We start from the raw sequence: 24987 nt of genomic DNA, 5'->3' as shown, positions 1-24987 counted from the left end.
TCGCGCGAGGGGTGGGGGATGGTTCCGAAGAAGTCGCTCTACACGAAGACCTACGGGAAGCTGCGCGCGGACGTCTACCTGCTGCCGCGCCATCGCACGATCCTCTACGAGATGGACGGGTACGTCGCGACCGATCAGGTCGACGCGTTCATCGACGATCTGCTCGAGGCCGCGAAGGTGCACGCGCCGGTCGGCATGGTCGCGGATCCACGCAACATGAAGGTGCTCAACGCCGACTTCCAACGCGCGATCCAGACACGCTTCTGGCCCGCGATCGCGAAGCTCGGCGTGAAGCGCAACCCCGCGATCACCCCCGCGGCCACGGTCACCCAGACGAGCGTGAAGCGCATGGTCTCGGGCATCGGCGAGACCGTCACGGTGGGCGCCGGGCAGACGCTCGAGATCGCGGTGCTCGAGAGCCTCGAGCAGTGCCTCGACTGGATCGGCAGCGCCTGACTCGAGGGCTGTCGAAAACTCGGCTCGCCCGCCGGTCCCTACCGTCCGCGCGCGTCGCGCGCTCCCGTCCGGGACCTGCGGGACGAGCACTCCTGCAAGGGCTGTCGAAAACTCGGCTCGCCCGCCGGTCCCTACCGTCCGCGCGCGTCGCGCGCTCCCGTCCGGGACCGGCGGGACGAGCACTCCTGCAAGGGCTCAGAGCGCCTTCTTGAGCACGACGAACACGAGATCGTCGCGCCGCGGCAGGCCGAAGCGCGGATCGCCGTAGGGGAACGGCTCGGTGTCGCCGGTCGGCGTGTAGCCGAGCCGCGCGTACCACGCGATCAGCTCGTCGCGCTGGGTGATCACCGTCATGCGCATCGTGCGGTGACCGAGCTCGTCGCGCGCGACGCGCTCCGCCTCCGCGACCAGCGCGCGCCCGACCCCTCCGCCCTGCAGCATCGGCCGCACCGAGAGCATGCCGAGGTACGCGCTCTCGTCCTCGTCCTTCACCACCACGCAGCCCACCAGCGATCCCTCGCGCTCCGCGAGCACGAGGCGCGTGTGCGCGCTCCCGAGCAGCTCCGCGATCTCTCTCGCGTCGGTGCGCTGACCGTCGAGTAGATCGGCCTCGGTGGTCCATCCGGCGCGGCTCGCGTCGCCGCGATAGGCGCTCTCCACGAGCGCGACGATCGCAGGCACGTCGTCGTGATGCGCGGCTCGGAATCGAAGGGTCGTCGTCACGGAGCGCGCATCGTGGTCTGCGCGCGTCACCCGCGCATCCGCGCTCTTTACTCGGCCGGGGCGGGCGACGAGAATCACGCGCCGCGTGCCCACCTCGTTGATGTTCGCGGTCTACGGCGCCCTCGCGGCCGCCGCCCTGTGCTGGGTCCTCTCGCTCTTCACGCGCGAGTGCTCGTGGGTCGATCGCATCTGGTCGATCGTCCCGCCGCTCTACGTCGCGTGGTTCGCGTGGTGCGCGGGCTTCGGCGACGCGCGGCTCGTGCTGATGACGGTGCTCGTCGCGGCGTGGGGCGCGCGGCTCACGTTCAACTTCGCGCGCAAGGGCGGCTATGCCGCGGGCGGCGAGGACTATCGGTGGGCCGTGCTGCGCGAGCGGATGAGCCCGGCGGCGTTCCAGGCGTTCAACTTCGGGTTCATCGCGCTCTACCAGAACGTGCTCTTGTTGCTCATCACGCTGCCCGCGTGGGCCGCGCTCGAGCACGGCGTGGGCACGCCGCTGAACGCGATCGACGTGATCGCGGCGCTGCTCTTCGTCGCGTTCCTCGCCGGCGAGACGATCGCGGACGAGCAGCAGTGGCGCTTCCACCAGGACAAGCACGCGCGGAAGGCACGCGGTGAGCGTGTGGAGCGCGAGTTCCTCACGACGGGCCTCTTCCGCTACTCGCGCCATCCGAACTTCTTCTGCGAGCAGGGGATGTGGTGGGCGCTCTACCTGTTCTCGGTGGCCGCGGGCGCGGGATGGGCCAACTGGACCATCGTGGGCGCGGTGCTGCTCTCGTTGCTCTTCCAGGGATCGACCACGTTCACCGAGCAGATCACGATCTCGAAGTACCCCGCCTACCGCGAGTACCAGAAGACGACGTCGCGCCTGCTCCCGATGCCTCCGCGCGGCTGAGACGTGGACACGCTCGATCACGTCTTCCTGGCGCTCAACTACTCGGTGGTGCCCGCGTGGCTGCTGCTCGTCTTCGCGCCGCGATGGCGGGGCACCGAGCGGCTCGTGTTCTCGGGGCTCGTGCCGCTGTTGCTCGGCATCGCGTACACGATCCTGCTCTTCGGTGATCACCCCGGCCCGCAGGGCTCGCACTTCTTCACGCTCGACGGCGTGATGCGGATCTTCACCACGCGACAGACCGTGATCGCGTGCTGGGTGCACTACCTGATCTTCGATCTCTTCGTCGGTGCGTGGGAGGTGCGCGACGCGCGGCGCCTCGGGATCCCGCACCTCGCGGTCGTGCCCTCGCTCGTGCTCACGCTGATGTTCGGGCCGGTGGGCTTGCTGTCGTGGATCGCGGTGCGCGGCGTGATGCGACGGCGCTTCTCGTTCGTCGAGACCTGAGAACGCCCTCCCGTCCGAGCGAGCACTCCAGCTGGCCCGAGCGCGCGCGTGGCGCATCGCTTGCTGCGCGCTCCGCGCAGGAGGAAGCACGGATGCGCACGATGGCCGACGGTCGGCTCGCGCTCGCGCTGGTCGCCGCGCTCGCGGTGCCTGCGTGCGTGAGCACGGTGTCCACCCAGCGCGAGGTCGCGATGGGGATGCAGGCCTCGGAGGAGATCGAGCAGGAGATGCCGATCCTCGACGACCCCGCGATCACGACCTACGTGACCGACCTCGGCCGCCGACTGCTCGTCGGTGCCGGCGGCGCGCGCGACGTGCCCTGGCAGTTCCGGGTCGTCGACACCGATCAGATCAACGCGTTCGCGCTGCCCGGTGGGTTCATCTACGTGACCCGCGGGCTCGTCGAGGAGGCCGAGACGATGTCGGAGCTCGCGGGCCCGCTGGCGCACGAGATCGCGCATGTGGAGCACCGCCACGGCGTCCAGCAGATGACGCGCATGCAGAGCACCGCGCTCGGCGCGACGCTCGCGTACGTGCTGCTCGGTCGTGAGCCCGGTCAGCTCGAGCAGGCCGCGCTCGGCGCGGGCGCGGGCGCGATCTTCGCGAGCTACAGCCGCGACGACGAGCGCGAGGCCGATGCCTCGGCGGTGGAGTACACGACGAACGCAGGGATCGATCCCTCGGGGCTGACGCGCTTCTTCGCGACGCTCGCCGCCGAAGAAGAGGAGCGTGGCGTGCTCGAGCGATGGTTCGCGACGCACCCGATGACCGAGGATCGGCTGGAGGCGACGCAGGCCGCGATCGCTGCGAAGCCGAGCGCCGACCTCGAGATCGACGAGCCGGCGTTCCAGCGGATCAAGGCGCGGCTGCGATCGCTCCCGCCGCCCGTCGATCACGAGGGATCGCGATAAGGTCCTTCGGTGGTCGCCTGCGACTTCGTGCCGCGCAGTGCGTACGAGAGCAGCGCCGGCAGCACGAAGAGCCCGAGCAGCGTGCTCGACACCACACCGCCCATCACCGCGGTCGCGAGCGGGCGCTGCACCTCGCTGCCCGCCGACCCCGAGATCGCCATCGGCAGGAACCCGATCGCCGCGACCGTCGCGGTCAGCAGCACCGCGCGCAGCACCGCGATCGCGCCGCTGCGGATCGCGTCCTCCACGCCCGCGCCGCCCTCGATGCGTCGCTTCACCTCGCTCGCCATCACCACGCCGTTGAGCACGGCGATGCCGCAGAGCGCGATGAACCCGACCGCCGCCGGGATGCTGAACGGCATGCCGCGCGCTGCGAGCGCCGCGACGCCGCCGATCAGCGCGAAGGGCACGCCCGGGAACACCGCGAGCGCGTAGCGCACGTCGCCGAACGCGAAGAAGAGCATCACGAAGATGATTGCGAGCGCGATCGGCACGACGATCCCGAGGCGCGCGCTCGCGCGCTGGAAGTTCTCGAACTGTCCGCCCCACTCGAGATCGTAGCCGTCGGGCAGCTCGATCTCGCGCGACACCGCGGCGCGCGCGTCGTCGACGAAGCTGATCAGATCGCGCCCGCGGATGTTCACCTCGATGCGCAGCCTCCGCCGCAGGCTCTGCCGGCTGATCTGCGAGGGACCATCGCCCTCGACCACGCTCGCGACCTGACCGATCGGCACCAGCGTTCCGTCCGACGTGCCGACCGGCAGCGCGCGGAAGCCCTCGAGCGACTGCTCGATCGGCGGCAGCAGCACGCGCAGCGCCATGCGGCGCTGGCCCTCGAACACGTGCCCGACGAGCCGGCCCTGGCGCGATGCCTCGACCGCTGCGAGCACCTCTTCGCTGTGCATCCCGTAGCGCGCGAGGCGCGTGCGATCGGGGCGCACCAGCAGCATCGGCATCCCGAGCGCGCGCTCGACCCGCACGTCGCCCGCGCCCGGCACGCTGCGCAGCACCGATCCGATGCGCCGCCCGATCGAGCTCATGCGCTCGAGGTCGTCGCCGAAGAGCAGGATCGCGACGTCGGCGCGCGAGCCCGAGATCATCTCGTTGGTGCGATCCTCGATCGGCTGCGAGATCGAGACGAACGTCGAGGGCACCTCGGACTCGATCGCGGTCTTCATCGCCTCGCCGAGCGCGTCGAGATCGTGCGCGGTGGTCCACTCCTCCTTCGGGCGCAGCCGCACGAGGATGTCGGTGTTGTCCATGCCGACGGGATCGGTCGCGACCTCGGAGCGGCCGGTCATGCCGATCTGGCTGACCACCTCGGGGAAGCGCGCGAGCACCCGCTCGACCTCGAGATCGAGCCGTCGCGCCTCGCTCAGGCCGAGGCTCGGGATGCGACGGATCGCGACCACGATGTCGCCCTCGTCGATGCGGGGGACGAAGTCGGCGCCCAGCGAGCCGCCGATCGGAATGGTACAGACCAAGAGGGCCACTGCGAGACCGACGAGCGGTCCACGCGCCCGCACCGCGCGCTCGACCAGCGTCGTGTAGCGACGCTCGAGCCAGCCGAGGAAGCCGCCGTGGTGGTGCCCGCCGCCCTTCAGGAAGAGCGCTGCGCCCGCGGGGAACACGAGCAGCGCGAACACGACCGAGCCGCCGAGCGCGAGCGCCATCGTGGTCGCCATCGGCCGGAACATCTTGCCCTCGGTGCCCTCGAGGCTGAGCAGCGGCACGTAGACGAGCAGGATGATCAGCACCGAGAACGCGACGGGCCGCGCGACCTGGCGGATCGCGTCGCGGATCGTCTCGACGCGGGAGCGCTTCGAGAGATCTTCGATCGCGAGGCGCGCCATCACCGCCTCGACCATCACGATCGGTCCGTCGACCAGCAGTCCGAAGTCGATCGCGCCGAGCGACATGAGGCTGCCGTCGACGCCGAGCGCGATCATGCCCCACACCGCGAGGATCATCGCGAACGGGATGCCGAGCGTGACGAGGAGCGCGGCGCGCCACGAGCGCAGGAAGACGAGGATGACGATCGCGACGAGGACCAGGCCCTCGATCAGGTTCGTCGCGACGGTCTTCAGCGTGCGCTCGATGAAGCTCGCGCGGTCGTAGACGACGTCGACCTCGACGTCGTCGGGGAGCTCGGCGCGGATGCGCGCCATCTCCTCGTGCACGCGCGACACGACCTCGCGCGAGTTCTGGCCGATCAGCATCAGCACGATGCCGGTGACGGCCTCGCCTTCGCCGTTCTGGGTGACGACGCCGTAGGGCAGGGCGGCGCCCTCGCGCACCTCGCTGAGCTGTTGCACCAGGATCGGCGTGCCGTCGTCGTCGGCGGAGACCACGACCGAGCCGATCTCCGCGACGTCGCGCAGCAGGCCCTCGCCGCGGATCACGTACTGCTCGGGGCCGCGCTCGATCCATCCACCGCCGACGCTCGCGTTGCCGCGCTCGAGCGACTCGAGCACCTGGCCGAGCGTGAGCCCGTACGCCGCGAGGCGACGGGGATCGATCACGACCTGGAACTCCTTGGCCGCGCCGCCCATCGCGTTGACCTCGATCACGCCGGGCACGCTGCGCAGGCGCGGAGAGATCTCCCACTGCAGCATCGAGCGCAGCTCCATCGAGCTCCGCTGATCGCTGCGCAGCACGAACTGGTAGATCTCGCCGAGCCCGGTCGAGACCGGCGCGAGCTGAGGACGCCCGAATTCCGGGGGAATATCCGCCTCGACCTCGCGCACTCGCTCGGTGACGAGCTGCCGTGCGAACCAGACGTCGACGCCTTCGTCGAAGACGATCGTGACCGCGGAGAGCCCGCCGCGCGTGACCGAGCGGAGCTCGGTCAGGCCGGGCAGGCCGGTCATCGCCATCTCGACCGGGAACGTGACGAAGCGCTCCATCTCCTCGGCGGACAGACCGCTCGCCTCGGTGAGCACGACGACCTGCACGTTCGTCACGTCGGGCACCGCGTCGACGGGGAGACGCGGCACCGCCCAGAACCCGCTGATCAGCACGGCGAGGCCGAGCACGACCATCAGCACGCGCTGCGCGACCGAGAGATCCGTGATGCGCTCGAGCATCGTCGGGCCTCAGCGCTGGAGCTCGCTCTTGAGCGCGAACGCGCCGTCGACGACGAGTCGATCGCCGCGCGCGAGCCCGGCCTCGACCTCGACGAGGTCGCCGAGGGATGCGCCGAGCCGCAGCGGGCGCACCTCGTACTCCTCGTCGCCGACCGCGACGAACGACGCGGGCTCGCCGCCGAGCTGGAGGATCGCGCTGCGCGGCGCGAGCACGCCGCGTCGTGCCCCGGCGTCGCGCGAGAGCCGCGCGTAGACGTATTGCCCGGGGCGCAGGACGCGATCGGCGTTGTCGATCGACACGCGCACGCGACCGGTGCGGGTCTCGGGATCGACGATCGCGTCGACGTGCTCGACGTGACCACGGATCGACGTGCCCTGCGCGGTCTCGGTGCGCACCTCGACGTCGTCGCCCTCGCGCACCCGCGCGAGGTCGCGCTCGTACACGTCGAGCAGGACCCACACCGTGTCGAGCGCCGCGATGCGCAGGATCGGATCGGTGGGCTCGACCACCTCGCCGAGCATCGCGGTGCGCTCGATGATCTCGCCGGCGATCGGCGCGCGCAGCGTGATGCCGTCGATGCGCCCGCCGCGCGCGACGCGCTCGAGCTCGCCGCGGCCGAGGCCCATCGCGAGCAGGCGGTGCTCGGCGCCCCGGGCGCGCGCGGTGAGCGCGCCTTCCTCGGCCTCCGCGCGCTCCACCGTGCCCGCGGTCGCGAGCTGTCGTGTCGCGAGCCCACGCTCGCGCTCGAGCCGCGCGCTCGCGGCCTCGAGCTCGGCGAGCGCAGCGAGCCACTCGGCGATCGCATCACCGAGCTCCGCGGTCTCGATGCGCACCAGCGGCGCGCCCGCTTCGACGCGATCGCCGTGCTCGACGAAGTACTCGGCGACGCGGCCCACCACGCGCCCGCCGACGTCGGACACCCGCGCGGGGTCGAGCGCGATCGCGCCGACGACCTCGATGCCCGGCGCGATCGACGACTCCTCGACCGCCGCGACACGAATGCCGGCGCGCTGCGCGAGCTGTTGGCCGAGGTGCACGCGCTCCCGCGCCGGTGCGCTCGCGACCGTCGTGGTCGGCGGCGACTGCCCGCTCGCCTCGGCGCGCAGCGATGCGCTCGCGAGCGCGCCCGCGCCGCCTCCGAGCACCGCACCGATCACGAGCAGCGTCGCGCGCTCGCGCCATCGCGAAAGCCTGATCATTCCCACGTTCCTCCGATGGCGCGCTCCAGCGCGATCCGTGCGTTCCAGGCGTCGCGCAGCGCATCGAGGCGCTGCGCGCGCAGCGCGTAGACCTCGCGTCGCGCGTTGAGCACGCGGAAGAGATCGACCGCGCCCGCGGCGAGCAGCTCCTCGCTCATCGCGAGCGCGCGCTCCGCCGCGGCGAGCGCCTCCTCGTCGATCACGCGCAGGTGATCGAGCGACGTCTGCAGCGCGCCCCACGCGGCTGCGGCCTCGCGCTCCACCCGTCGATCGGCGAGCACGCTCAGCTCGAGCTCGAGGTCGGACTGCCCGCGCGCGACCGCGCGCTCTCCTTGCGCGGTGCGGATCAGCGGCAGTCCCATCGACGCGCTCACTCCCCACGAGTGCGCGGTGCGCTGGTTCCCTTGCGACTCCCACTCGAGCCCGACGAGGAGGAGATCGATCGACTCTGCGAACAAGCGATCTTCGCTGAGGCGGTAGCGACGCGCGGCGGCCTGGTGGGCTCGGGGCTCGGCGCGGCGTTCGCTCGCGAGCGTGATCGCAGTGGCGAGATCCACGCCGTCTGGGGGGCCGGCGCCCGCGAGCGGCTCGACCTCGGGGCTGACCTCGGGATCGAGATCGAGCGCGGCGCGGAACGTTGCTTGTGCAGCGAGCAGCACGCGGCGGCGATCGGCGACCTCGGCGCGCGCGATGCCGAGCTCGGACGCGGCGAGCGACACGTCGAGCACCGTCGCGTCGCTGACCTCGGCGCGGGCGCGCACGCTCGCGTGGGACGCGTCGGCCACGCGCAGTCGATCCTCGGCGACCGCGAGGCGCTCCTGCGAGATCGCGAGATCGACGTACGCGCTCGCGACCTCGGCGCGCGCTTCGTTCGCGGCGGCGTCGGCGATCTCTTCGGATTCCTCGATCAGCTGATCGATCTCGGCCGACCACGCGCTCCGACGGCCCGAGAGATCGAAGGGCAGCCCGACCACGACGCCGTACGTCGCGGCCGACTGATCGGGCATGCCGAAGAGCGCGCGCACGCCGACGTAGGGATTGCCGACGACCGGCACGCTTCGATGTGCGAGGTGGGCGCGCGCCGCGCCGACCTGCGCGCGTGCAGCCTGCACGCGCGGCGCGCCCTCCACCGCGCGAGCGGCGGCGGCGCGCAGCGACCAGCGCGTGCGCCGGCGATCGGTGCTCTCGTCCTCGGCCTCGGCGACGCGCGGCTGCGCCGCGACGTCGATCGGTGCGGCGATCGCCGCGACGCTCACGCCGAACGCGAGCACCGTGGCGCGCAGCGATCGAGCGCCGGGCGGAGGCGAGGAGGGCACGGGCACCACGTCGCCCGCGTCATGGCTCGTCATCGAGGCGGATTGATAACCGAGAAGTCCGAGCGCGCAATATCGAGAAAACCGATGGGTGCCTATCGTCGATCCGCTACTTGCGCTCCATCGCCTCGACGCCGCTCCACCCCTCGGGCACGCCGCGCGTGCCGTACTCCTTCGCGCGCTCGAGATATCGATGCGCGGTCGCGTCGTCCTCGTACGCCGCGAGCAGCTTCTCGAACGCGCCGCTGGCGTCTGCGAACTCGGCGCGCTGGAACGCGGCGAGCGCGGCCTCGAACTCCGCGACGTGATCGCGCTTGGCGCGCGCCCCTGCGTCGACGTCGCCGTCGAAGCACTCGTAGACGCGCACGACCTGCGACTTGCCCTTGGGCCGGATGTCGCCGACGCGGCGGAGACCGAAGCGCTCGAACGCGCGATCGACGCGCGCGATCGTGCTCTCGCTCGCCGCGATCGAGACGCGGAGCTCCTTGGTGAGCCCCTCCATGCGCGCCGCGGTGTTCACCGTGTCCGAGACCAGCGCCGCGTCCATGCGATCGCGATCGCCGATCACGCCGATCATCAGCGGCCCGGTGTGCATGCCGATGCCCATCGTGATCGGCATGCGCTTCTTCGCGCGACGCTCCTCGTTGTAGGCGCGCAGCGCGCGCTGCATCGCGATCGCGGCGCGCAGCGCGTCCTCGGGCTCGCGCGGGAAGAACGCCATCACTCCGTCGCCGAGGAAGTCGCTGACCACGCCCGCGTGCTCGCCGATCACCGGGGTCATCCGCGAGAGGAACCCGTTGATGAAGCGGAAGTTGTCGTCGGGCGACATCGACTCGGAGAGCGTCGTGTACGAGCGGATGTCGGCGAAGAGCACGGTCATGTCGCCGTGGCGCTGATCGCCGAGCCGCACGTCGAGGATCGACTCCGCGCCGAGGAAGTCGAGGAACGCCTTGGGCGTGAAGCGCGAGTACGCCTGCGTGAGCTGCGTCTGCTTGTCGAGCGCGGTCTCGAGGTTCCGGTAGAGCTTCGCGTTGTCGAGCGAGATCGCGATCTGTCCGCCGAGCACGCCGAGCAGCGTCAATCGCTCGGGCGTGAACGCGTCGGGCGCGAGGTTGTTCTCGAGGTAGACGATCGCGCGCAGTGCGCCCTGGTGCACGATCGGCATGCACAACATCGAGCGCACGCCGTGCTGCACCACGTGCGGATCGTGCGCGAAGCGCGTCTCGGTGAGCGCGTCGCCGACGACCAGCGCGCGCTTGCTGCGCGCGACGTACGCGATCGCCGTCTCGGGCAGCTCGCCCGACGCGATCGGGAGATCGAGGCCGGTCGAGACCGCGCCCGTCGCGTCCTTGCGCGCGATCACGCGGCCTTCGCTCTCGTCCCAGAGCACCAGCGCACCGCGCTGCGCGCCCGCGTTCTCCACCGCGATCTCGAGCAGCGTCGCGGCGAGTCGATCGAGCACGATCTCACCGCTGATCGCGGTGGTCGCCTTCACGACCGACGCGAGATCGATGTCGGCCGCGACGTTCCGCGGCTCGTCGCTCGTGGTCTCGTGCGCGCGCGCCGCGAGCTCGGGGAACGCGGCCTCGAGCGCGTCGGCCTTCGCGATCGCGCCCCAGCGCAGGTAGCCCTCGTGGGCGCGCCGCAGGTACCACGACGCGAGCTCGCGCCGCGCCCTCCCGCGATGGAAGCGCGCGGCGAGCTCGCAAGCGAGCGCCGCCTCCTGCGCGTAGCCGTGCGCGGTCGCGCCCTCGATCGCGAGGTCGTAGAGCTCTCTCGCGCGCGTCGCGTCGCCCTCGATGCGCGCGATCTCCGCGGCGACGAGGTCGTGCTTGTGCTGGTAGTTCATCGGCGCGAAGCGGCCCCACTTCGCGAGCTTCGCGGCGTGCGCGCGCGCCTCGCCGAGCAGCGCCTTGCTGCGCTTGCCGCGCGCGCTCTCGCTCGCGCGGGCGCGCGCCAGCGCGTCCCAGAACGTCCAGTACGGCAGGTCGGGCAGGCCGGTGACCGACTCGAGCAGCGTCTTGGCCCGATCGCCGTGGTGCACTGCCTGATCGGCGCGATCGAACAGGTAGCCGAGCATCACCTTGTTCGAGTGGAAGAAGAAGCGCGACGTCGCGTCGTCGCCCTTCGCGGTGAGCGTCTCGATCTCGCTGTCGTCGTAGGTCTCGCCGCGGAACTCGATCGGATGCGCGCTGCGGCCCATCAGGTTGAGCAGCGTCTGACGCAGCATGTCGCAGCGGCGGAACGCGGCGTTCTGCTCGAGCTGCGCGAAGATCGTGCTGTAGGTCGCGGCCTCGCGCTCGAGCTCGGCGAGCGGATGACCGCAGTAGTGCATCCAGAGCAGGCGGTAGTACGCGGACCACGTCGCGCCGACGAGATTGCCGGCCTTCATGCCCGAGTGATAGGCGTCGAGCAGCGGGTCGACACACGTCGACAGGTGCTGCGTCCAGTGCGTGATGAACACGTAGAGGACGAAATAGACCTTCGCGAGATAGGTCTGCGCGCCGAGCTCGTGCATCGTCGCGAGCGCGGTGCGACCGAACACCTCGCCCGAGCGGATGTCGCCGAGCACGCCCGAGAGCGTGATCGCGAACGAGCCGTATCCGAAGGGCGAGAGCGGCGAATTGCCGTACTTCACGCTCAGATCGACCATCGCGAACACGAGCAGCGGGAAGAGCGGACTGCCGCTCATGTACGCGGGCGGCACCATGCGCTCGAGCAGCAGCATCGCTTCGAGCTTGTGGGGGTCGGTCATGCGACGTTGCGTCGCGAGCTTCGGCACGTCCTTGCCGACCAGCGTGATCTTCGTGCGCGCGAGCCCCGCCAGCACGTGCGGCAGCTTGGGCTCGCGCGGAAAGCGCACGCCGAGCTGGGCGAGCGCCTCGAGCCCGACCTTCATCGCGTCGTTCAGACGGTTCTGCGACGTGTACGCGTCGACGCGCAGGTTGTAGACGCGGATCGTCTCGAGGATCGACGTGCCACCGGCCTGCGTGAGCACCGCGTCGATGTGCTGCTCCATGCGATCGATCGCGCTCGAGAGATACGCGCACTCCGCGGCCTCGGTGTGCAGCTGGAGCGCGAGCGCGCGATCGGTCGACCACGCGAGCTCGCCTCCCGCGACGCCCCCGAGGAGCTCGATGCCGATCGTCAGGTACTCGAGCGCTGCGGCGTACGCGGCGCTGCGCTTCGCGACGAGCCCCGCCTGCAGATCGAGGCGCGCGAGATCGCGACGCTCCGCGCGATCGAGCAGGCGCGCGCGGCCGCGGTTGAGCTGATGGACGACGTCGAAGATCCGATCGTCGGCGCCGCGGGTGTCGAGCGCGCTCGCGAGGCGACGGCCGAGCCCGAGGTGCAGCGTCTCGCGCTCGTCCTCGGCGACCAGCGAGTACACCGCCTGCTGCACGCGATCGTGGGGGAACACGTAGCCGGCCTCGAGGTCGCCTGCGATCTCCAGGCCGGCCTCGAGGAAGCGGTGGCCCGCGCCGGTCGCGAGCAGCACGCCCTCGCGCAGCGCGGGCTCGAGCTCCGTCGCGACCGCGATCGTGGTGCGATCGGTGAGGTGCGCGAGCACGTGCGCGTCGACGCGGGTGCCGAGGCACGCGCTGGTGACCAGCAGCTCGCGCGTCGCGTCGGGAAGGCGCCGCACCTTCGCGACGATGAGGTCGAGCACGTCGCGCCGTGCGCCCTCGTGGCCGTCGAGGCTCCACTCCCAGCGCGCCGCTGCGTGGCTCCATGCGAGCGTGCCCTCGTCGACCATCGCGCGCAGCAGCTGCCCCACGAAGAGCGCGTTGCCCGCGGTCTCGCCGGCGACGTGCGCGGCGAGCGGGCGCACCCGCGCCGGGGTCTCGGAGAGCGTGTCGGCGACGAGCTGCTCGACCGCGTCGTGCGCGAGCGGCCCGATCGCGATGCGGGTGACCGGCGCGCTCGAGCGACCGAGCGAGTCGAGCAGGAGCGTGAGCGGGTGTCCGGTGGGCACTTCGTCGTCGCGATAGGCACCCACGATGAGCAGGTGTCGCGCGTCGCCGCTCGTCGCGAGCGTGCCCAGCAATTCGAGCGACGCCGAGTCGGCCCACTGCAGATCGTCGACGAAGAGCACGAGCGGACGCGTGCTGTCGGCGACCGACGCGAGGAATCGACGGAGCACGTACTGGAATCGATGGAGCGCCTCGCTCGGGCCGACCTCGGGCACCGCGGGCTGGGGGCCGATGACGAGCTCGAGATCGGGCACCAGGCGCGTGAGCAGCCCACCGAGATCCGACGCCGCCTCGAGGATGCGCGCGCGCTGTCGCGCGAGCTCCGCGTCGTCCTCCGCGAGCACGAGGTTCACCCACTGCTCGAACGCACGCGAGAGCGCGGAGAAGGGCACTTCGCGCTGGTACTGATCGAACTTGCCCTCGATGAAGCGGCCGTGTCGCGTGGTGAGCGGGCGCTCGATCTCGCGCACCAACATCGACTTGCCGGTGCCGGCGCGGCCCGCGAGCAGCACCAGCTCGACCCCGCCCTCCGGCGCCGCGATGCGATCGATCGCGTCGCGCAGCGCAGCGAGCTCGGCGTCGCGCCCGTAGAGCCGGCGCGTGAGTCGGAATCGCGCGGAGACGTCGCGCTCGGCGAGCGCGAAGGTGGGAATCGCCTCTCCGCGTCTCACGTGATCGAGACAGCGTGCGAGATCGACGCGCAGTCCTTCCGCCGACTGATATCGATCCTCGGCGTTCTTCGCGAGCAGCTTGAGGACGAGCGCCGAGACCTGCGCAGGGATCTGCGGATCGCGCTCGTGCGGTGGAGTCGGCGCGGTCGCGATCAGTCGGTGCACCAGCTCGAGCGCGCTCGGCGCGGAGAGCGCCGGTGCGCCGGTGAGCATCTCGTAGAGGATCGCGCCGAGCGAATAGAGATCGGCGCGCCAGTCGACCGGGCGATTCATGCGCCCGGTCTCTTCGGGCGCGACGTACGCCGCGCGATCGCTCGCCGCGACCGCGAGGCCTTCGGGCTCGGCGGCGACGTCGAGCCGGTGCGCGAGCCCGAGCCGCGAGAGCTCGATGTCGCGGAACGTCGCGTCGACGCGGATCGCGCGGGGCGAGAGATGACCGTGCACGATGCGCGCGGCGTGCAGCGCACCGAGCACGTCCGCGAGGCGCACGCCGACCTCGAGCACGCGCTCGAGCGGCTGTCGCGCGTCCGAGAACGCGCGCTCGAGGGTGTCGCCCGCGAAGAACGTGGTCCACAGCGCGGGCCGCCCGTCGACGTCGCCGCGACGGAGCGCACGCCGAACGCCGGGGATCGCGAGCTCGCGGGTGAGGCGCAGCTCGTTCTCGAGCTCGAGCAGCGCCTGCGTGGTCGCAGGCGCGTCGAGCACCTTCACGAGGAGAGGGCCGCTCTCGGCGCTCGAGTCGTCGAGGTAATACGTCGCGCCCCGCGCCGCGTGCAGCCTTCTCATGGTGGACTACGAAGCTCCGGGAATCCCGACGTCGGGATAGATCTCGCGCAGATCGTTCTGGTTCATCCGCAGGCGCAGGAACGCCTGTGCGGCGACGAGCCCCGACGTGACCGCGCCTTCGACGTGGCCGATGTTGAGCCCGAAATTCGTCCAGTCGCCGCAGAGGAAGAGATTGCGGAACCCCGACTGATCGGCGGCGAGGCGATATTTGTCGCTGCCCGGCCACGCGAGCGTGTACTGCTCGCTCGGCGCGGCATTGACGGTGAACCACTGTCGCGCGAGCCGCGTCTCGCCGGCGAGCTTCTCGGTGCAGCTCGGATCGCTGGGATCGACGATCAGCGAGAGATCGAATCTCCCGTTCTTCACCGCGTTCGGGAAGAACCAGCCCATGTTCTGATCGAGCCAGCCGCGCGTGTACTCGACGAGGCGCGCGCGCTCGCGCTCGGGGAACCCGTGATCGCTCCGCGGGGGGAGAGGACCGGTGTCCCAGGTGCCGCAGTAATAGCTGAGCTCACCGGGCATCTCGTCGGGACGCCAGCCCTCGAACGTCAGCACACTGCCCATGTCGGTCCACGAATAGAGCAGATCGGCGTAGATGACCGAATTGGGCTCGTCGCCCTCGTCCATGCCCCACTCGCTCATCTTCATGCCGAGCTCGGCGAGCGTCGGACGGAGCCAGAGCTGGACTCCGAGCGTCGGAGTCGTGCGCACGTGGCGGACCATCTTCTTCCACGCGTCGGAGTGCTTCACGATCTCCGCACAGATCGACTCGGTCGCGCGCACCGGGATGCCGTGGATCACGTCGTCGAAGTCGACGCCGCGGCGCAGCACCTCGGTGCGCACCGGGGTCCAGTCGGCCCAGGGCGACTCGAGATCGACGTTCTTCTCGCGCATCCGCCGGACCTGCTCGGGATCGAGCTGGTCGTAGTGCGGGTGCGAGGGCCAGCCGTCGACGTCCTTCACCTTCTTGAGCGGTGAATAACGCTGCACGCCGGGCGCGAGATCGACCTGGACTCCGACGGTGATCGACTCGATCTCGTCGGTCGGCGACCAGTGCACTTCCTCGACGTCGCGGAAGAACGCGAACTCGACGCCGCGATGCGCGAGCATCTTGTAGAGCGGCGCGGTGAGCGAGCCGCCGGTGCCCGCGACGAGCTTCCACACCAGCGAGCCGCGATAGGTCACCGACGCGAGCAGGCTGCGCAGGCCGAGGTCCGCTGCGAGCCGTCCCGGCTCGCCCTGGTACATGTTGTGGAAACAGCCGCAGTAGATGAAGCGCACCGGCGCGCAGTCGCGCAGATCCGTGGGCAGCCCGTGCGAGAGCAGCCACTCGCGATAGTCGCGATCGTTGATGCGCCCGAAGTCGAGCTGGTGAGTCCGCTCGTCGTAGACGTCCTCGATGAACCCCCGGAGGTTCGCGAGCCCGTACTCGGCGAGCACGTAGATGTGCTCGAGTCGATCGTCGGTCGTGCGATCGGAAGGCGCGAGGTGGCGCAGCAGCGTGACGAACCCGCCGAGCAGCGCGGCGATCACCCGCAGCACCGACACCTCGAGCCCGTTGATCTCCACGGTGGGCTTCTTCGCGAAGCCCTCGGCGAGATCACGCGCGTACGCGACCCACTGCAGCTCCGGCTTCTCGTGGCTCGAGATCCCGAGCGCGGACTTCGCGACGTCCTTCCACCAGTGCGGCTCGCTCTTCTCCCACGGCGGCGTGAACCACGTGTGGATCACGATCGGAGAGAGCAGCTTCTGGATCCACGACTGGTTCTCGGCGTACGGCGAGCCGAGCACGAGCTCGGCGAGCAGTCCGAGCGCCTCGCCGATCACTTCGTAGATCGGCGGAGGTCCGCCTTCGCCGGGGAGCTCGTCGTTGTACGGGAAGAGGATGGGCCAGTTGGTCCACTCGCCCGTCTTCGGATCCTGCTGGGTGAACAGCGTCGCGTCGTCGGGCACGAACGCATCGGTCCACTTCGGCAGCGGAGAGCCCGGCGCGAGATGGTATTTCGCCATCTCGTCGTAGGCGTCTCGCACCATGCGGAATGCGTTGTTGTACCAGCCCTGGAAGATGTGGATTCCGCGCTCTTCGATGCGATCGGCGGGGCCGAATCCATTGGCCGTCTTGCCGCCGACGCGCCAACCGATCTGATAGAGCGTGACCTCGTAGTGATCGCGCCAATTCGGATAGCTCGTGAGCTCGTACGCCGCCGAGAGCGACGCGAGACCGCCGCCGAGAATGGCCACCTTCCGCTTGGCGCCGGGGCGCGGCGGGGGCAGCGGCACCGGCTGCTCGTCGGCGGGCGCGCCGCCGGGATAGTCCGGCAGTCCCATGTTGATCAGGCGCTTGAGCCCGGGCTGTCCGATCCAGCCCGATGCGTGCTCGTAGAGCGCAGTCAGCTCGGGGATGACGAAGAGATCGTCGAACGTCTTCTCGAGATCGTCGCCGAGCGAGTGGCCCTTCTGCAGGATGTTGCGGACGTCGCGCCGCGTGAGCGGGTAATGACGCGGATAGAACGCCGGGATCTCGACCATGATCTCGACGCTCGGGAGCGCGGGATTGGCGAGGATCTTCCCGAGATCTCCGAACACCGCGCCTTCGACCATGCTCTGCGCGTAGAGCAATCGATAGAGCACGATGTTCATGAACACGCGCTCGGACCACGGCTCGGCGTGCGCGAGCGCGGTCGACTCGAGATATCCGGCGACGATGCTGCTGTTGTGCGCGCGGTACCAGCTCTGAGGAGTCTTGTCGCGCTGGAACGCGAGCCAGAATCGAACTGGCGCCGATCCCGGCTCGAGCTCGGGCAGATTCTCGGCGATCAGCGACGCGAGCTCGGCGTGATAGAGGAGCGCGGCATTGACCGCGCGCCACCACGGAGAGCCGCCCTTCGCGATCGGATCGAGGACACCGCGCTCGATCTCCCAGCCCATGAAGTCGAGCTCGGAGCGACCGAGGCCGTACGGCGACGGCTCGCCGCCCCATCGCTCGTAGTAGCGCTGTCGCAGTGCGAGACGCGCCTGCGGATCGTCGGCCACGGAGTCGACGGTCGCGCGAGCACGCTTGCAGAGCTCGTCGTAGGTGATCTGCCCCGGCATCGTCTGGGCAGCGTACTCAGGGTGACGCGCCGTTCTCAACGACGATGCGGTGTCGGTCCGCAGTTACAGCGCGACGAGATCTCCGGATCGTGTCAGCGCTTCGATTCGCGCTCTCGGAACCGCGCGGCCAGGGTGCGGACGAACGCGCCCATCCACGGCTTGAGCGACTCGACCTCTCGCTCCAGCGTCTCCGCCGTCACCACCCGCAGCGTGCTCGACTCGAGCGCGACCACGCTCGCAGTGCGCGGGCCCGGCGCGAGGATCGCCATCTCGCCGAACACCTCGCCGGGGCCCATCACGCGCAGCACGCGGCGGTGCGCGGAGCCGCCCTGGAACACCTCGAGCCGGCCGCTCTCGATGATGTACGCGGTCTCGCCCGCCTCGCCCTCGCGCACCACGTGCTCGCCCGGTGCGACGGTGATCACCGGGAAGAGCCCGCCGCCGCGCACGAACTGCACGAGGTCGTGTCGCAGCGCGGCGACCGACGGATAGCGATCACCGGGCTCGACCGACATCGCTCGGGTCACGATGCGCGCGAGCACGCGCGGGGTGTGCGGCGCGATCTGCTCGAGGGGATCGCACTGCCCGGTCTGCGCGCGCACGACGATCGCCCAGAACGTCTCGGCCGCGTACGGCGCGCGACGCGCGAGCACGTGATAGAGCAGCGCGCCCACCGCGAACACGTCGGTGCGCTCGTCGAGCGCGTCGTTCATCCCGCGCGCCTGCTCGGGCGCCATGTGCGTCGCGGTGCCGATCAGACGCGCGCTCGAGCTGCGCTCGTCGCCCTCGCCCGGCACGACCGGGGTCGCGATCGGGCCGAGCCGCCGCGCGATGCCCCAGTCCATCAGGTAGACCTGGCCGAAGTCGCCGACCATCACGTTCGCCGGCTTCACGTCGCAGTGGATGACCCCGCGGCTGTGCGCGAACGCGAGCGCGTCGCAGCACTTGATCACCACGTCGAGCAGATCGAGCAGCGTGTCGTGCGCGATCGGTCCCTCTGGCAGCGCGCGCACGATCTCCGCGAGCGTGCGGCCCTCGACGAGCTTCATCGTGAAGAACAGCGAGCGCTCGCCCTCCACGCCGAGCTCGTGCACCGGGACGATGTTGGGGTGCTCGAGCTGCCCGGTGATCTGCGCCTCGCGCACGAACATCCGCAGCGTCGCGGGATCTCTCGCGAGGTGATCGTGGATGCGCTTGAGCACGGTGCGGCGCTCGAGCGCCTTGTCGAGCACGACCTCGACGCTCGCCATGCCGCCCGCGCCGATGTCGCCCGCGGGCACGAGGCGCGAGTCGAGCGCATCGCGCAGCGCCGCGACGATCGACGGCACGTCGCCCTCGAGCGTCTCCATGCTCGCGCGCGTCGCCGGCACGTCGTGCCCGCGCGGCGTGCGAGGCCTGCCGTTCCGCGTCTCCACGCGTGCATCGTACGCCGGTCGCGCCGGAGCGCGCCACGTTCGGCGGGGTCCCGTGGTAGTACGCGCCGCATGGCCGACGAGCCCCGCCGCCCCGCCGCGACGAAGAAGCCCTCGAAGCGAGATCGCACGCCCGCGCCGGCGAGCGAGACGAGCGAGCGCGCCGAGGCCGGGACGAGCCAGCCGACCGAGACCAAGCCCGCGGCACCGGCGCGTCAGGCGCCGAGCCTGGTGTGGCTGCTGGGGGCGATCGCGGCGGTCGTCGCGATCGTGCTGGTGGCGCGCGCGCGACGGCAGCACGAGGCGCCGGGCGAAGAGCTCGTGATCACCGGGCGCGACGACGATCGCAGCGCCGAGCCGCCGGAGCCCGAGCGCCTGCGCGTGAACGTGATCCGCTCGTTCCCGCACGCGTCGGACGCGTTCACCCAGGGCCTCTTGTGGCACGAGGGGCACCTCTACGAGAGCACCGGGCAATATCGTCGCTCGTCGCTGCGACGCGTCGCGTTGGAGAGCGGCGAGGTGCTCGAGCGGCGCGACCTCGAGCCGCGCATCTTCGCCGAGGGCCTCGCGCGCGTGGGCGATCGCCTCTACCAGCTGAGCTGGCAGGAGGGCCAGGCGTTCGTGTGGTCGCTGCCCGCGTTCGAGCCGGTGCGCACGTTCGAGTACGAAGGCGAGGGCTGGGGCCTCTGCCACGACGGCACGCACCTCGTGATGAGCGACGGCAGCGACGAGCTCTTCTTCCGCGACCCCGAGACGTTCGAGATCGAGCGGCGCGTGCGGGTGCGCGAGCGCGGTCGCCCGCTCGATCAGCTCAACGAGCTCGAGTGCGTCGACGGCGTGGTGTGGGCGAACGTCTGGCAGACCGATCGCATCGTGCGGATCGATCCGCGCACCGGGAACGTGACCGCGATCGTCGACGCGCGCGGGCTGCTCGATGACGAGGAGCGCGAGGACGCCGACGTGCTGAACGGGATCGCGTGGATCCCGGAGCGCGGCCACTTCGTGATCACCGGGAAGTACTGGCCCCGCATGTTCGAGGTGGAGATGGTCCCGCGCTGAGTCAGCGGGTGGGCTCGTACTCCGCGTACTGCGGGAGCCCGTCGGTGATCTCGAACCACGGGGCCTTCGATGCGACGAAGATGTGCGCGACGGGCCTCGCGTCGATCGCGGTGTCGAGCGTGCCGAGGCGAAGTCGCGCCACGTCGGGCCGTGCGGCGCGACGGCTGATGATCGGCGAGCCGCAGCGCCTGCAGAACACGCGCTCCTTGCCGGGCGACGAGGGATACGCCTCGAGCGCGTCCTCGCCCGAGACGAAGCGCAGCTCCGACGTGCGCACCGGCGCCGTGACCGCGAACGCGCCGCCCTGCGCCTTGCGGCAGTCGCCGCAGTGACAGAAGACGATCGGACCGAGCTCTCCCGCGATCTCGTAGCGGACCGCACGACACGCGCAGCTTCCCGTGAGCATGCGCGCGGTGTAGCACCACCTGCTCGCCGGGCCGCGATCGCTTGCCCGGCGGCGCTGCGGACCGACATCCACGACGAGGTCTCCGTGCCCGTGGCGGTGAGCATCGAGCTGGACGGTGATCGCGCGTGTGCGACGCCGCGCCTCAGGAGCGCTCGGCGTGCTCGGTGACGAGCTGCGACGCCGGCGCGCCTGGGCGGCGCTGCGCACCGCGTCCGCGCTCAACGTCGTCGGCATCGCGCTCGAGCTGATGACCGGTCGCGAGCTGCCCGGGATCCCCGCGTGGCCGGCGCTCGTCTCGGGCGCGGTCGGCCTGGTGCTCTTCGCGCTCGCGATGCTGCGCCCGCCGCACTGGAGCGGACGGCTCGCGTCGTGGCTCTTCGTGGTGAACAGCGCCGCGATCGCGCTCGCGCTCTTCGTACGCGATCCCTACTACGCCGCGTTCGCCGAGCACTGGATCCCGTTCCAGGGGAGCAAGCTGTGCTGCGTGATCGTCGCGGTGCTCGCGCCGCGGCTCTGGGCGGGCGTGCTCGCGACGATCCTCCACGCGGGCAGCTCGGTGCTCGCGTTCGCGCTGCTCCCGCCCGACGTCCGCGAGCAGATCGCGTTCGGTGAGCCCTCGGTCACGATCGGCGTCGGCGTGCTCACCGCGGCCGTGCTCGCGCACCGGCTGCGGCGCGAGTCGCTCGAGCGGGAGCTCCTGCGCGCGCAGACGGAGGCGGCCGCGGCGCAGCACCTCGCGCGCACCGTGCTCGCGATCCGTCACCTCGCGAACACACCGGTGCAGACGATCGCGCTCACCTCCGCGCTGCTCTCCCAGCGTCATCCCGGGGAGCGCTCGCTGATCGCGCGTCAGGAGCGCGCGGTGGAGAAGCTGCGCCGCATCGACGAGCTGCTGGTGCGCTACGACCGCGAGCTCGAGTGGCACTCCGACGATGCGTCGATCGACGCGATCGCGCTGCTCGAGGGCGCGCTCACGCCCAAGCCCGAGAAGCCGCGCGACGACGAGCCTCCGCGTCGCTGAGCTTTCGGAGGGGTCTTGGAAGACCCCTCCCCCCGACCGGCAAAGCCGGATCGGGTCCCCCCACCCCGAACGCTGCGCGCGGGGCCCAGCCCCGCTTGCTCGTGCTCACGAGGGCGGCGTCGACTCGCGACGGACTCTCATCCGACCCGGTGCTCGTCGTGCATCGACGGGGAGCTACGTGCCCGGCCGAGGCGGAGGTTCGAGAGCATGCGAGTCGAAGAGATCATGACGCGCGAGCCGCGCTGCTGCGCGCCCCAGGACGACGTCTCCACCGCGGCACGGATCATGTGGGAGCAGGACTGCGGCGTCGTGCCCGTGGTCGACGACGCGGGCGCGCCGGTCGGGATGGTCACCGATCGCGACATCTGCATGGCGGCGTACACCCGCGGCGCGAAGCTGAGCGACATGTCGATCGAGTCGGTGATGTCGCGCGACGTGCGGACGTGCCGCGCGAGCGACTCGATCGCGACCGCGGAGCGCACGATGTCGAGCGCTCAGGTGCGACGCCTCGCGGTGGTCGACGATCGTGGGCGCGTCATCGGCGTCGTCTCGCTCGGCGACCTCGCGCGTGGCCGCGGCAAGAACCCGGTCCGCCGCACCCTCGAGCACCTCTTCGCAGACGTGGCGCGCACGCTCGCCGCGATCTCGCAGCCGCGCGTCGAGCGTCCCGCGCCCTGAGCGACGTCACGCCGCCGGCGCGTCCCACGCGACTCGATACGCGTACTGCTCGTGCTGCGCCGACGCGCCCAGCTTCAGGAAGAACGGGAGCATCCGGTCGCGCGCCCAGCGCGCGATCGGGCTCGCCACCGCCTTGCCCGAGCCGTTGCGGCGCGCCTGCTTCACGATCGTCTCGACCCGCGCACGTCGTCGCGCCTCGAGCATCGCGAACGCCTTCGTCGGCTCGCCCGCGTCGCGCAGACAGCGCGCGAGCTCCATCGCGTCCTCCAGCGCGAGCGAGGCGCCTTGCCCCGCGCTGGGCGAGGTCGCGTGCGCGGCATCGCCGATCACGCACACCCGCCCGCGGTGCCACGAGGGCAGGCTCTCGATGTCGTGGAACGTCCAGGGCCCGGCGATCTGCGGCGTCGCGCGGATCACGTCGCGCACCCACTCCGGATCTTCTTCGTGCAGCGCGAGGATGCGCTCGCGCGTCGTGCCCTGGCCCTCGGCGTCGCTCGCGCCGTTGTGGAACCACCAGATCTCGCCGTCGGGACGCTTGAACGCGCCGAAGAACGCGCGATGCCCGAAGAGCATCACGTTCCAGCCGACCTCGAGCGGCGCGTGATCGCAGCGAGCGTAGCCGCCGAAGTCGACCAGCCCGAGCGCGGCGGGCGCGGGCGAGTCGGGCAGCGCGATCGAGCGCACGCGCGAGCGCAGGCCGTCGCAGCCGATCACGAAGTCCGCGGTCTCCTCGGTGCCGTCCTCGAAGCGCGCGACCACGAAGCGCGCATCGCTGCGGTCGAGGTTGGCGAGGCGCGCGCCGAAGCGCACGTCGGTGCCGGCGCGGAGCGCGCGGTCGAGGAGCACCTCGTGGAGGTCGCCGCGCTTCGCGATGACGAGCCGCGCGCCGTACCGATCCTCGTGGTCGCGACCGTCGATCGTCGCGATCCGGTCGCCCTCGGCGCCGAGGAACTGGAAGCCCTCGCACACCGCGCCGCGCGCGTGCACCTCGTGGTCGACGCCGATCTCCTTCAGGACGTTCATGCCGTTGGGCGCGACGCCGAGGAAGCTCCCCTCGGACGATGCGGCACCGCGGCGCGCCTCGCGCAGCGAGACCTCGACGCCGATGCGACGCAGGAACGTCGCGAGCACGGGGCCAGCGATACCACCACCGATGATCAGCGCCTTCATCTCGACTCTCCTTGGTGCGGACGAGTCGATGGTGGGTGGAGCGATCGTTTCCCACCAGTGAATGGTCGTGATATCGATGTTCACCGCCATGAATCTGTCGGCGATCGATCTGAACCTGCTCCTGATGCTGCACGTGGTGCTCGAGGAGCGCTCGGTCACGCGCGCCGCGCGCCGTCTCCACGTCACGCCGCCGGCGATCAGCAACGCGCTCGCGCGGTTGCGGGCCCAGCTCGACGACCCGCTGCTGGTGCGGAGCGGGCGCGGCCTCGTCGCCACCCCCCGCGCGCTCGAGCTCGCGCCGCGGCTCGCGCGCGCCGTGGGCGACCTGACGCTGGTGGTGCAGGGCGGCGAGAGCGATCCCGCGGAGAGCGCGCGGGAGCTGACGCTGGCGCTCGCGGATCCCGATCAGATCGCGACGCTGCCGCGCATCGTGCCGACGTTCGCGGAGCGCCTGCCGCGGGCGCGCCTGCGCGTCGTCAGCATCGACACGTTGATCTCGACCGGAGGCCTCGCGGGCGGCGAGATCGACGCGGCGATCGGGCCCGCGGAGGCCGCGAACGGGCTGCACACCGCGCCGCTCTACGAAGAGGCCGGAGTGCTCGTCGCGCGATGCGGGCACCCGATCCTGCGCGGGAAGATGACGTCCGAGCGGTTCCGCGCGCTGCGCCACGTCGACGTGCACCTCGCGCTCGGTCGAGGAGGAGTCGGCCATCGTGTCGCCGAGGACGCGCTGAGCCGCGGAGGGCTCGCGCGCGACATCGTGGTCACGGTGCCGACCTTCACCGCGGCCGCGATGGTGGTCGCGCAGAGCGATCTCGTGGCCGGCATCCCGCGGCGGATCGCGGAGGCCCTGGCGCCCCGCCTCGAGCTCGTGATCATGCCGATCCCGATCCCCGCGATGCGCTTCGAGATGCAGCTCCTCTGGCACGATCGCACCCACCACGACGCGGTCGCGGCGCGATTCCGCGCCGCGGTGATCGACGCGGCGCGACCGAAGAAGAAGCGACGAGGCGCGTGATCAGGGCGAGGTCGTCTGCTCGCGCCCGCCGCGCGCCGCGCGCAGGGCCGCGACCACCTCGCCGTCGTCGACCTGCGAGAAGTCGCGGTACCAGAGCCCGATCGCGTGCAGATCGTGGCGCGGCTCCACGCACACGACCTCGTCGGCGAGGTGCTCGAGCGCCTCGAGCGTCGACACCGCCGCGACCGGCACCGCGAGCACGATCGAGCGCGGCTTCTCGTTGCGGATCGACTGCAGCGCCGCGCGCACGGTGCCGCCCGTCGCGATGCCGTCGTCGACCAGGATCACCGTGCGATCGCGCAGCGGCACGCGCGGCTTCGCGGCGCGGTACTGCGTGATGCGTCGCTGCATCAGCGCGCGCTCGCGCGTCTCGACGTCGACCAGCTCGTCCTCGGTGGTGCCGGTGATCGCGACGATCGACGGATCGACCCACCGGCCTCCGCCCTCGGCGATCGCGCCCATGCCGAGCTCGGGCTGGATCGGCGCGCCGAGCTTGCGCACCACGAGCGCGTCGAGCTCCGCGCCCAGCGCCCGCGCGACCTCGGCCGCGACCGGCACGCCGCCGCGGGTGAGCCCGACCACCACCGGCCCGCTCGCGCGATGGTGCTGGAGCCGTCGCGCGAGCTGCCGCCCTGCATCGATCCGATCCTCGAATCGCACGTCGCACCTCC

At 71.1% G+C, this 24987-nt stretch carries 18 protein-coding genes; 8 read left to right on the top strand and 10 right to left on the bottom strand.

The window, feature by feature from the left end:
* The first annotated feature begins 18 nt into the window (after window positions 1–18).
* A complete protein-coding gene (locus tag I5071_RS32895) occupies window positions 19–456 on the top strand; it encodes a hypothetical protein (RefSeq protein WP_236517234.1) in 438 nt (145 codons plus the stop codon).
* Window positions 457–651: 195 nt separating this feature from the next.
* Here the strand turns inward: I5071_RS32895 and I5071_RS32890 are convergent, their stop codons facing one another.
* Entirely contained in the window at window positions 652–1179 is a 528-nt protein-coding gene (locus I5071_RS32890) for a GNAT family N-acetyltransferase (protein ID WP_236517233.1), read from the bottom strand.
* Window positions 1180–1279: 100 nt separating this feature from the next.
* Here I5071_RS32890 and I5071_RS32885 point away from each other — a divergent pair, with 100 nt between their 5' ends.
* The 3 genes from I5071_RS32885 to I5071_RS32875 all read left to right on the top strand — a co-directional run bounded on the left by I5071_RS32885 (window position 1280) and on the right by I5071_RS32875 (window position 3429).
* Window positions 1280–2074: a DUF1295 domain-containing protein gene (locus I5071_RS32885; RefSeq protein WP_419249676.1), complete on the top strand. Its 795-nt coding sequence runs from the start codon at window positions 1280–1282 to the stop codon at window positions 2072–2074.
* 3 nt (window positions 2075–2077) lie between these two features.
* Window positions 2078–2518: an ABA4-like family protein gene (locus tag I5071_RS32880; protein WP_236517231.1), complete on the top strand. Its 441-nt coding sequence runs from the start codon at window positions 2078–2080 to the stop codon at window positions 2516–2518.
* 92 nt (window positions 2519–2610) lie between these two features.
* On the top strand, window positions 2611–3429 hold the full coding sequence (locus tag I5071_RS32875) for a M48 family metallopeptidase (protein WP_236517230.1): 819 nt from the start codon (window positions 2611–2613) through the stop codon (window positions 3427–3429).
* Here I5071_RS32875 and I5071_RS32870 read toward each other — a convergent pair.
* The 6 genes from I5071_RS32870 to I5071_RS32845 all read right to left on the bottom strand — a co-directional run bounded on the left by I5071_RS32870 (window position 3411) and on the right by I5071_RS32845 (window position 18967).
* Complete coding sequence (locus I5071_RS32870; protein ID WP_236517229.1) at window positions 3411–6515, bottom strand: efflux RND transporter permease subunit; 3105 nt, start codon at window positions 6513–6515, stop codon at window positions 3411–3413. The two genes, I5071_RS32875 and I5071_RS32870, sit on opposite strands and share 19 nt — an antisense overlap.
* Window positions 6516–6524: 9 nt before the next feature.
* A complete protein-coding gene (locus tag I5071_RS32865) occupies window positions 6525–7715 on the bottom strand; it encodes an efflux RND transporter periplasmic adaptor subunit (RefSeq protein WP_236517228.1) in 1191 nt (396 codons plus the stop codon).
* A complete protein-coding gene (locus I5071_RS32860; protein ID WP_236517227.1) occupies window positions 7712–9064 on the bottom strand; it encodes a TolC family protein in 1353 nt (450 codons plus the stop codon). The genes I5071_RS32865 and I5071_RS32860 overlap by 4 nt, the downstream gene beginning before the upstream one ends.
* A 73-nt stretch (window positions 9065–9137) precedes the next feature.
* Complete coding sequence (locus tag I5071_RS32855) at window positions 9138–14459, bottom strand: AAA family ATPase (protein WP_236517226.1); 5322 nt, start codon at window positions 14457–14459, stop codon at window positions 9138–9140.
* Between the two features lie 6 nt (window positions 14460–14465).
* A complete protein-coding gene (locus I5071_RS32850) occupies window positions 14466–17552 on the bottom strand; it encodes an NAD(P)-binding protein (RefSeq protein WP_236517225.1) in 3087 nt (1028 codons plus the stop codon).
* 92 nt (window positions 17553–17644) lie between these two features.
* Window positions 17645–18967 carry a protein kinase domain-containing protein gene (locus tag I5071_RS32845; RefSeq protein WP_236517224.1) on the bottom strand — a complete coding sequence of 441 codons (1323 nt, stop codon included), beginning with the start codon at window positions 18965–18967 and terminating at the stop codon, window positions 17645–17647.
* A gap of 69 nt (window positions 18968–19036) precedes the next feature.
* Between I5071_RS32845 and I5071_RS32840 the strand changes: the two genes are divergently transcribed.
* Window positions 19037–20023, top strand: coding sequence for a glutaminyl-peptide cyclotransferase (locus I5071_RS32840; protein ID WP_236517223.1), 987 nt, complete (start codon window positions 19037–19039; stop codon window positions 20021–20023).
* A 1-nt stretch (window position 20024) separates the two neighbouring features.
* Here I5071_RS32840 and I5071_RS32835 read toward each other — a convergent pair whose 3' ends face one another.
* Window positions 20025–20429: a GFA family protein gene (locus tag I5071_RS32835; RefSeq protein ID WP_236517222.1), complete on the bottom strand. Its 405-nt coding sequence runs from the start codon at window positions 20427–20429 to the stop codon at window positions 20025–20027.
* A gap of 115 nt (window positions 20430–20544) precedes the next feature.
* Between I5071_RS32835 and I5071_RS32830 the strand changes: the two genes are divergently transcribed.
* Both I5071_RS32830 and I5071_RS32825 read left to right on the top strand, forming a co-directional pair.
* Window positions 20545–21450, top strand: coding sequence for a hypothetical protein (locus I5071_RS32830; protein ID WP_236517221.1), 906 nt, complete (start codon window positions 20545–20547; stop codon window positions 21448–21450).
* A gap of 207 nt (window positions 21451–21657) precedes the next feature.
* Window positions 21658–22128, top strand: coding sequence for a CBS domain-containing protein (locus tag I5071_RS32825; RefSeq protein WP_236517220.1), 471 nt, complete (start codon window positions 21658–21660; stop codon window positions 22126–22128).
* 6 nt (window positions 22129–22134) lie between these two features.
* Here I5071_RS32825 and I5071_RS32820 read toward each other — a convergent pair whose 3' ends face one another.
* Window positions 22135–23388 carry an FAD-dependent oxidoreductase gene (locus I5071_RS32820; protein ID WP_236517219.1) on the bottom strand — a complete coding sequence of 418 codons (1254 nt, stop codon included), beginning with the start codon at window positions 23386–23388 and terminating at the stop codon, window positions 22135–22137.
* Here I5071_RS32820 and I5071_RS32815 point away from each other — a divergent pair.
* A complete protein-coding gene (locus I5071_RS32815) occupies window positions 23387–24316 on the top strand; it encodes a LysR family transcriptional regulator (RefSeq protein ID WP_236517218.1) in 930 nt (309 codons plus the stop codon). The genes I5071_RS32820 and I5071_RS32815 overlap by 2 nt on opposite strands.
* Here I5071_RS32815 and I5071_RS32810 read toward each other — a convergent pair whose 3' ends face one another.
* Window positions 24317–24976, bottom strand: coding sequence for a phosphoribosyltransferase (locus I5071_RS32810; protein ID WP_236517217.1), 660 nt, complete (start codon window positions 24974–24976; stop codon window positions 24317–24319).
* Window positions 24977–24987: the final 11 nt, after the last annotated feature.

Source organism: Sandaracinus amylolyticus (genome assembly GCF_021631985.1).
Classification (GTDB): Bacteria; Myxococcota_A; Polyangia; order Polyangiales; family Sandaracinaceae; genus Sandaracinus; species Sandaracinus amylolyticus_A.
The sequence above is the reverse complement of the archived record's forward strand: the minus strand, read 5'-3'. Positions and strand labels throughout refer to the sequence as shown.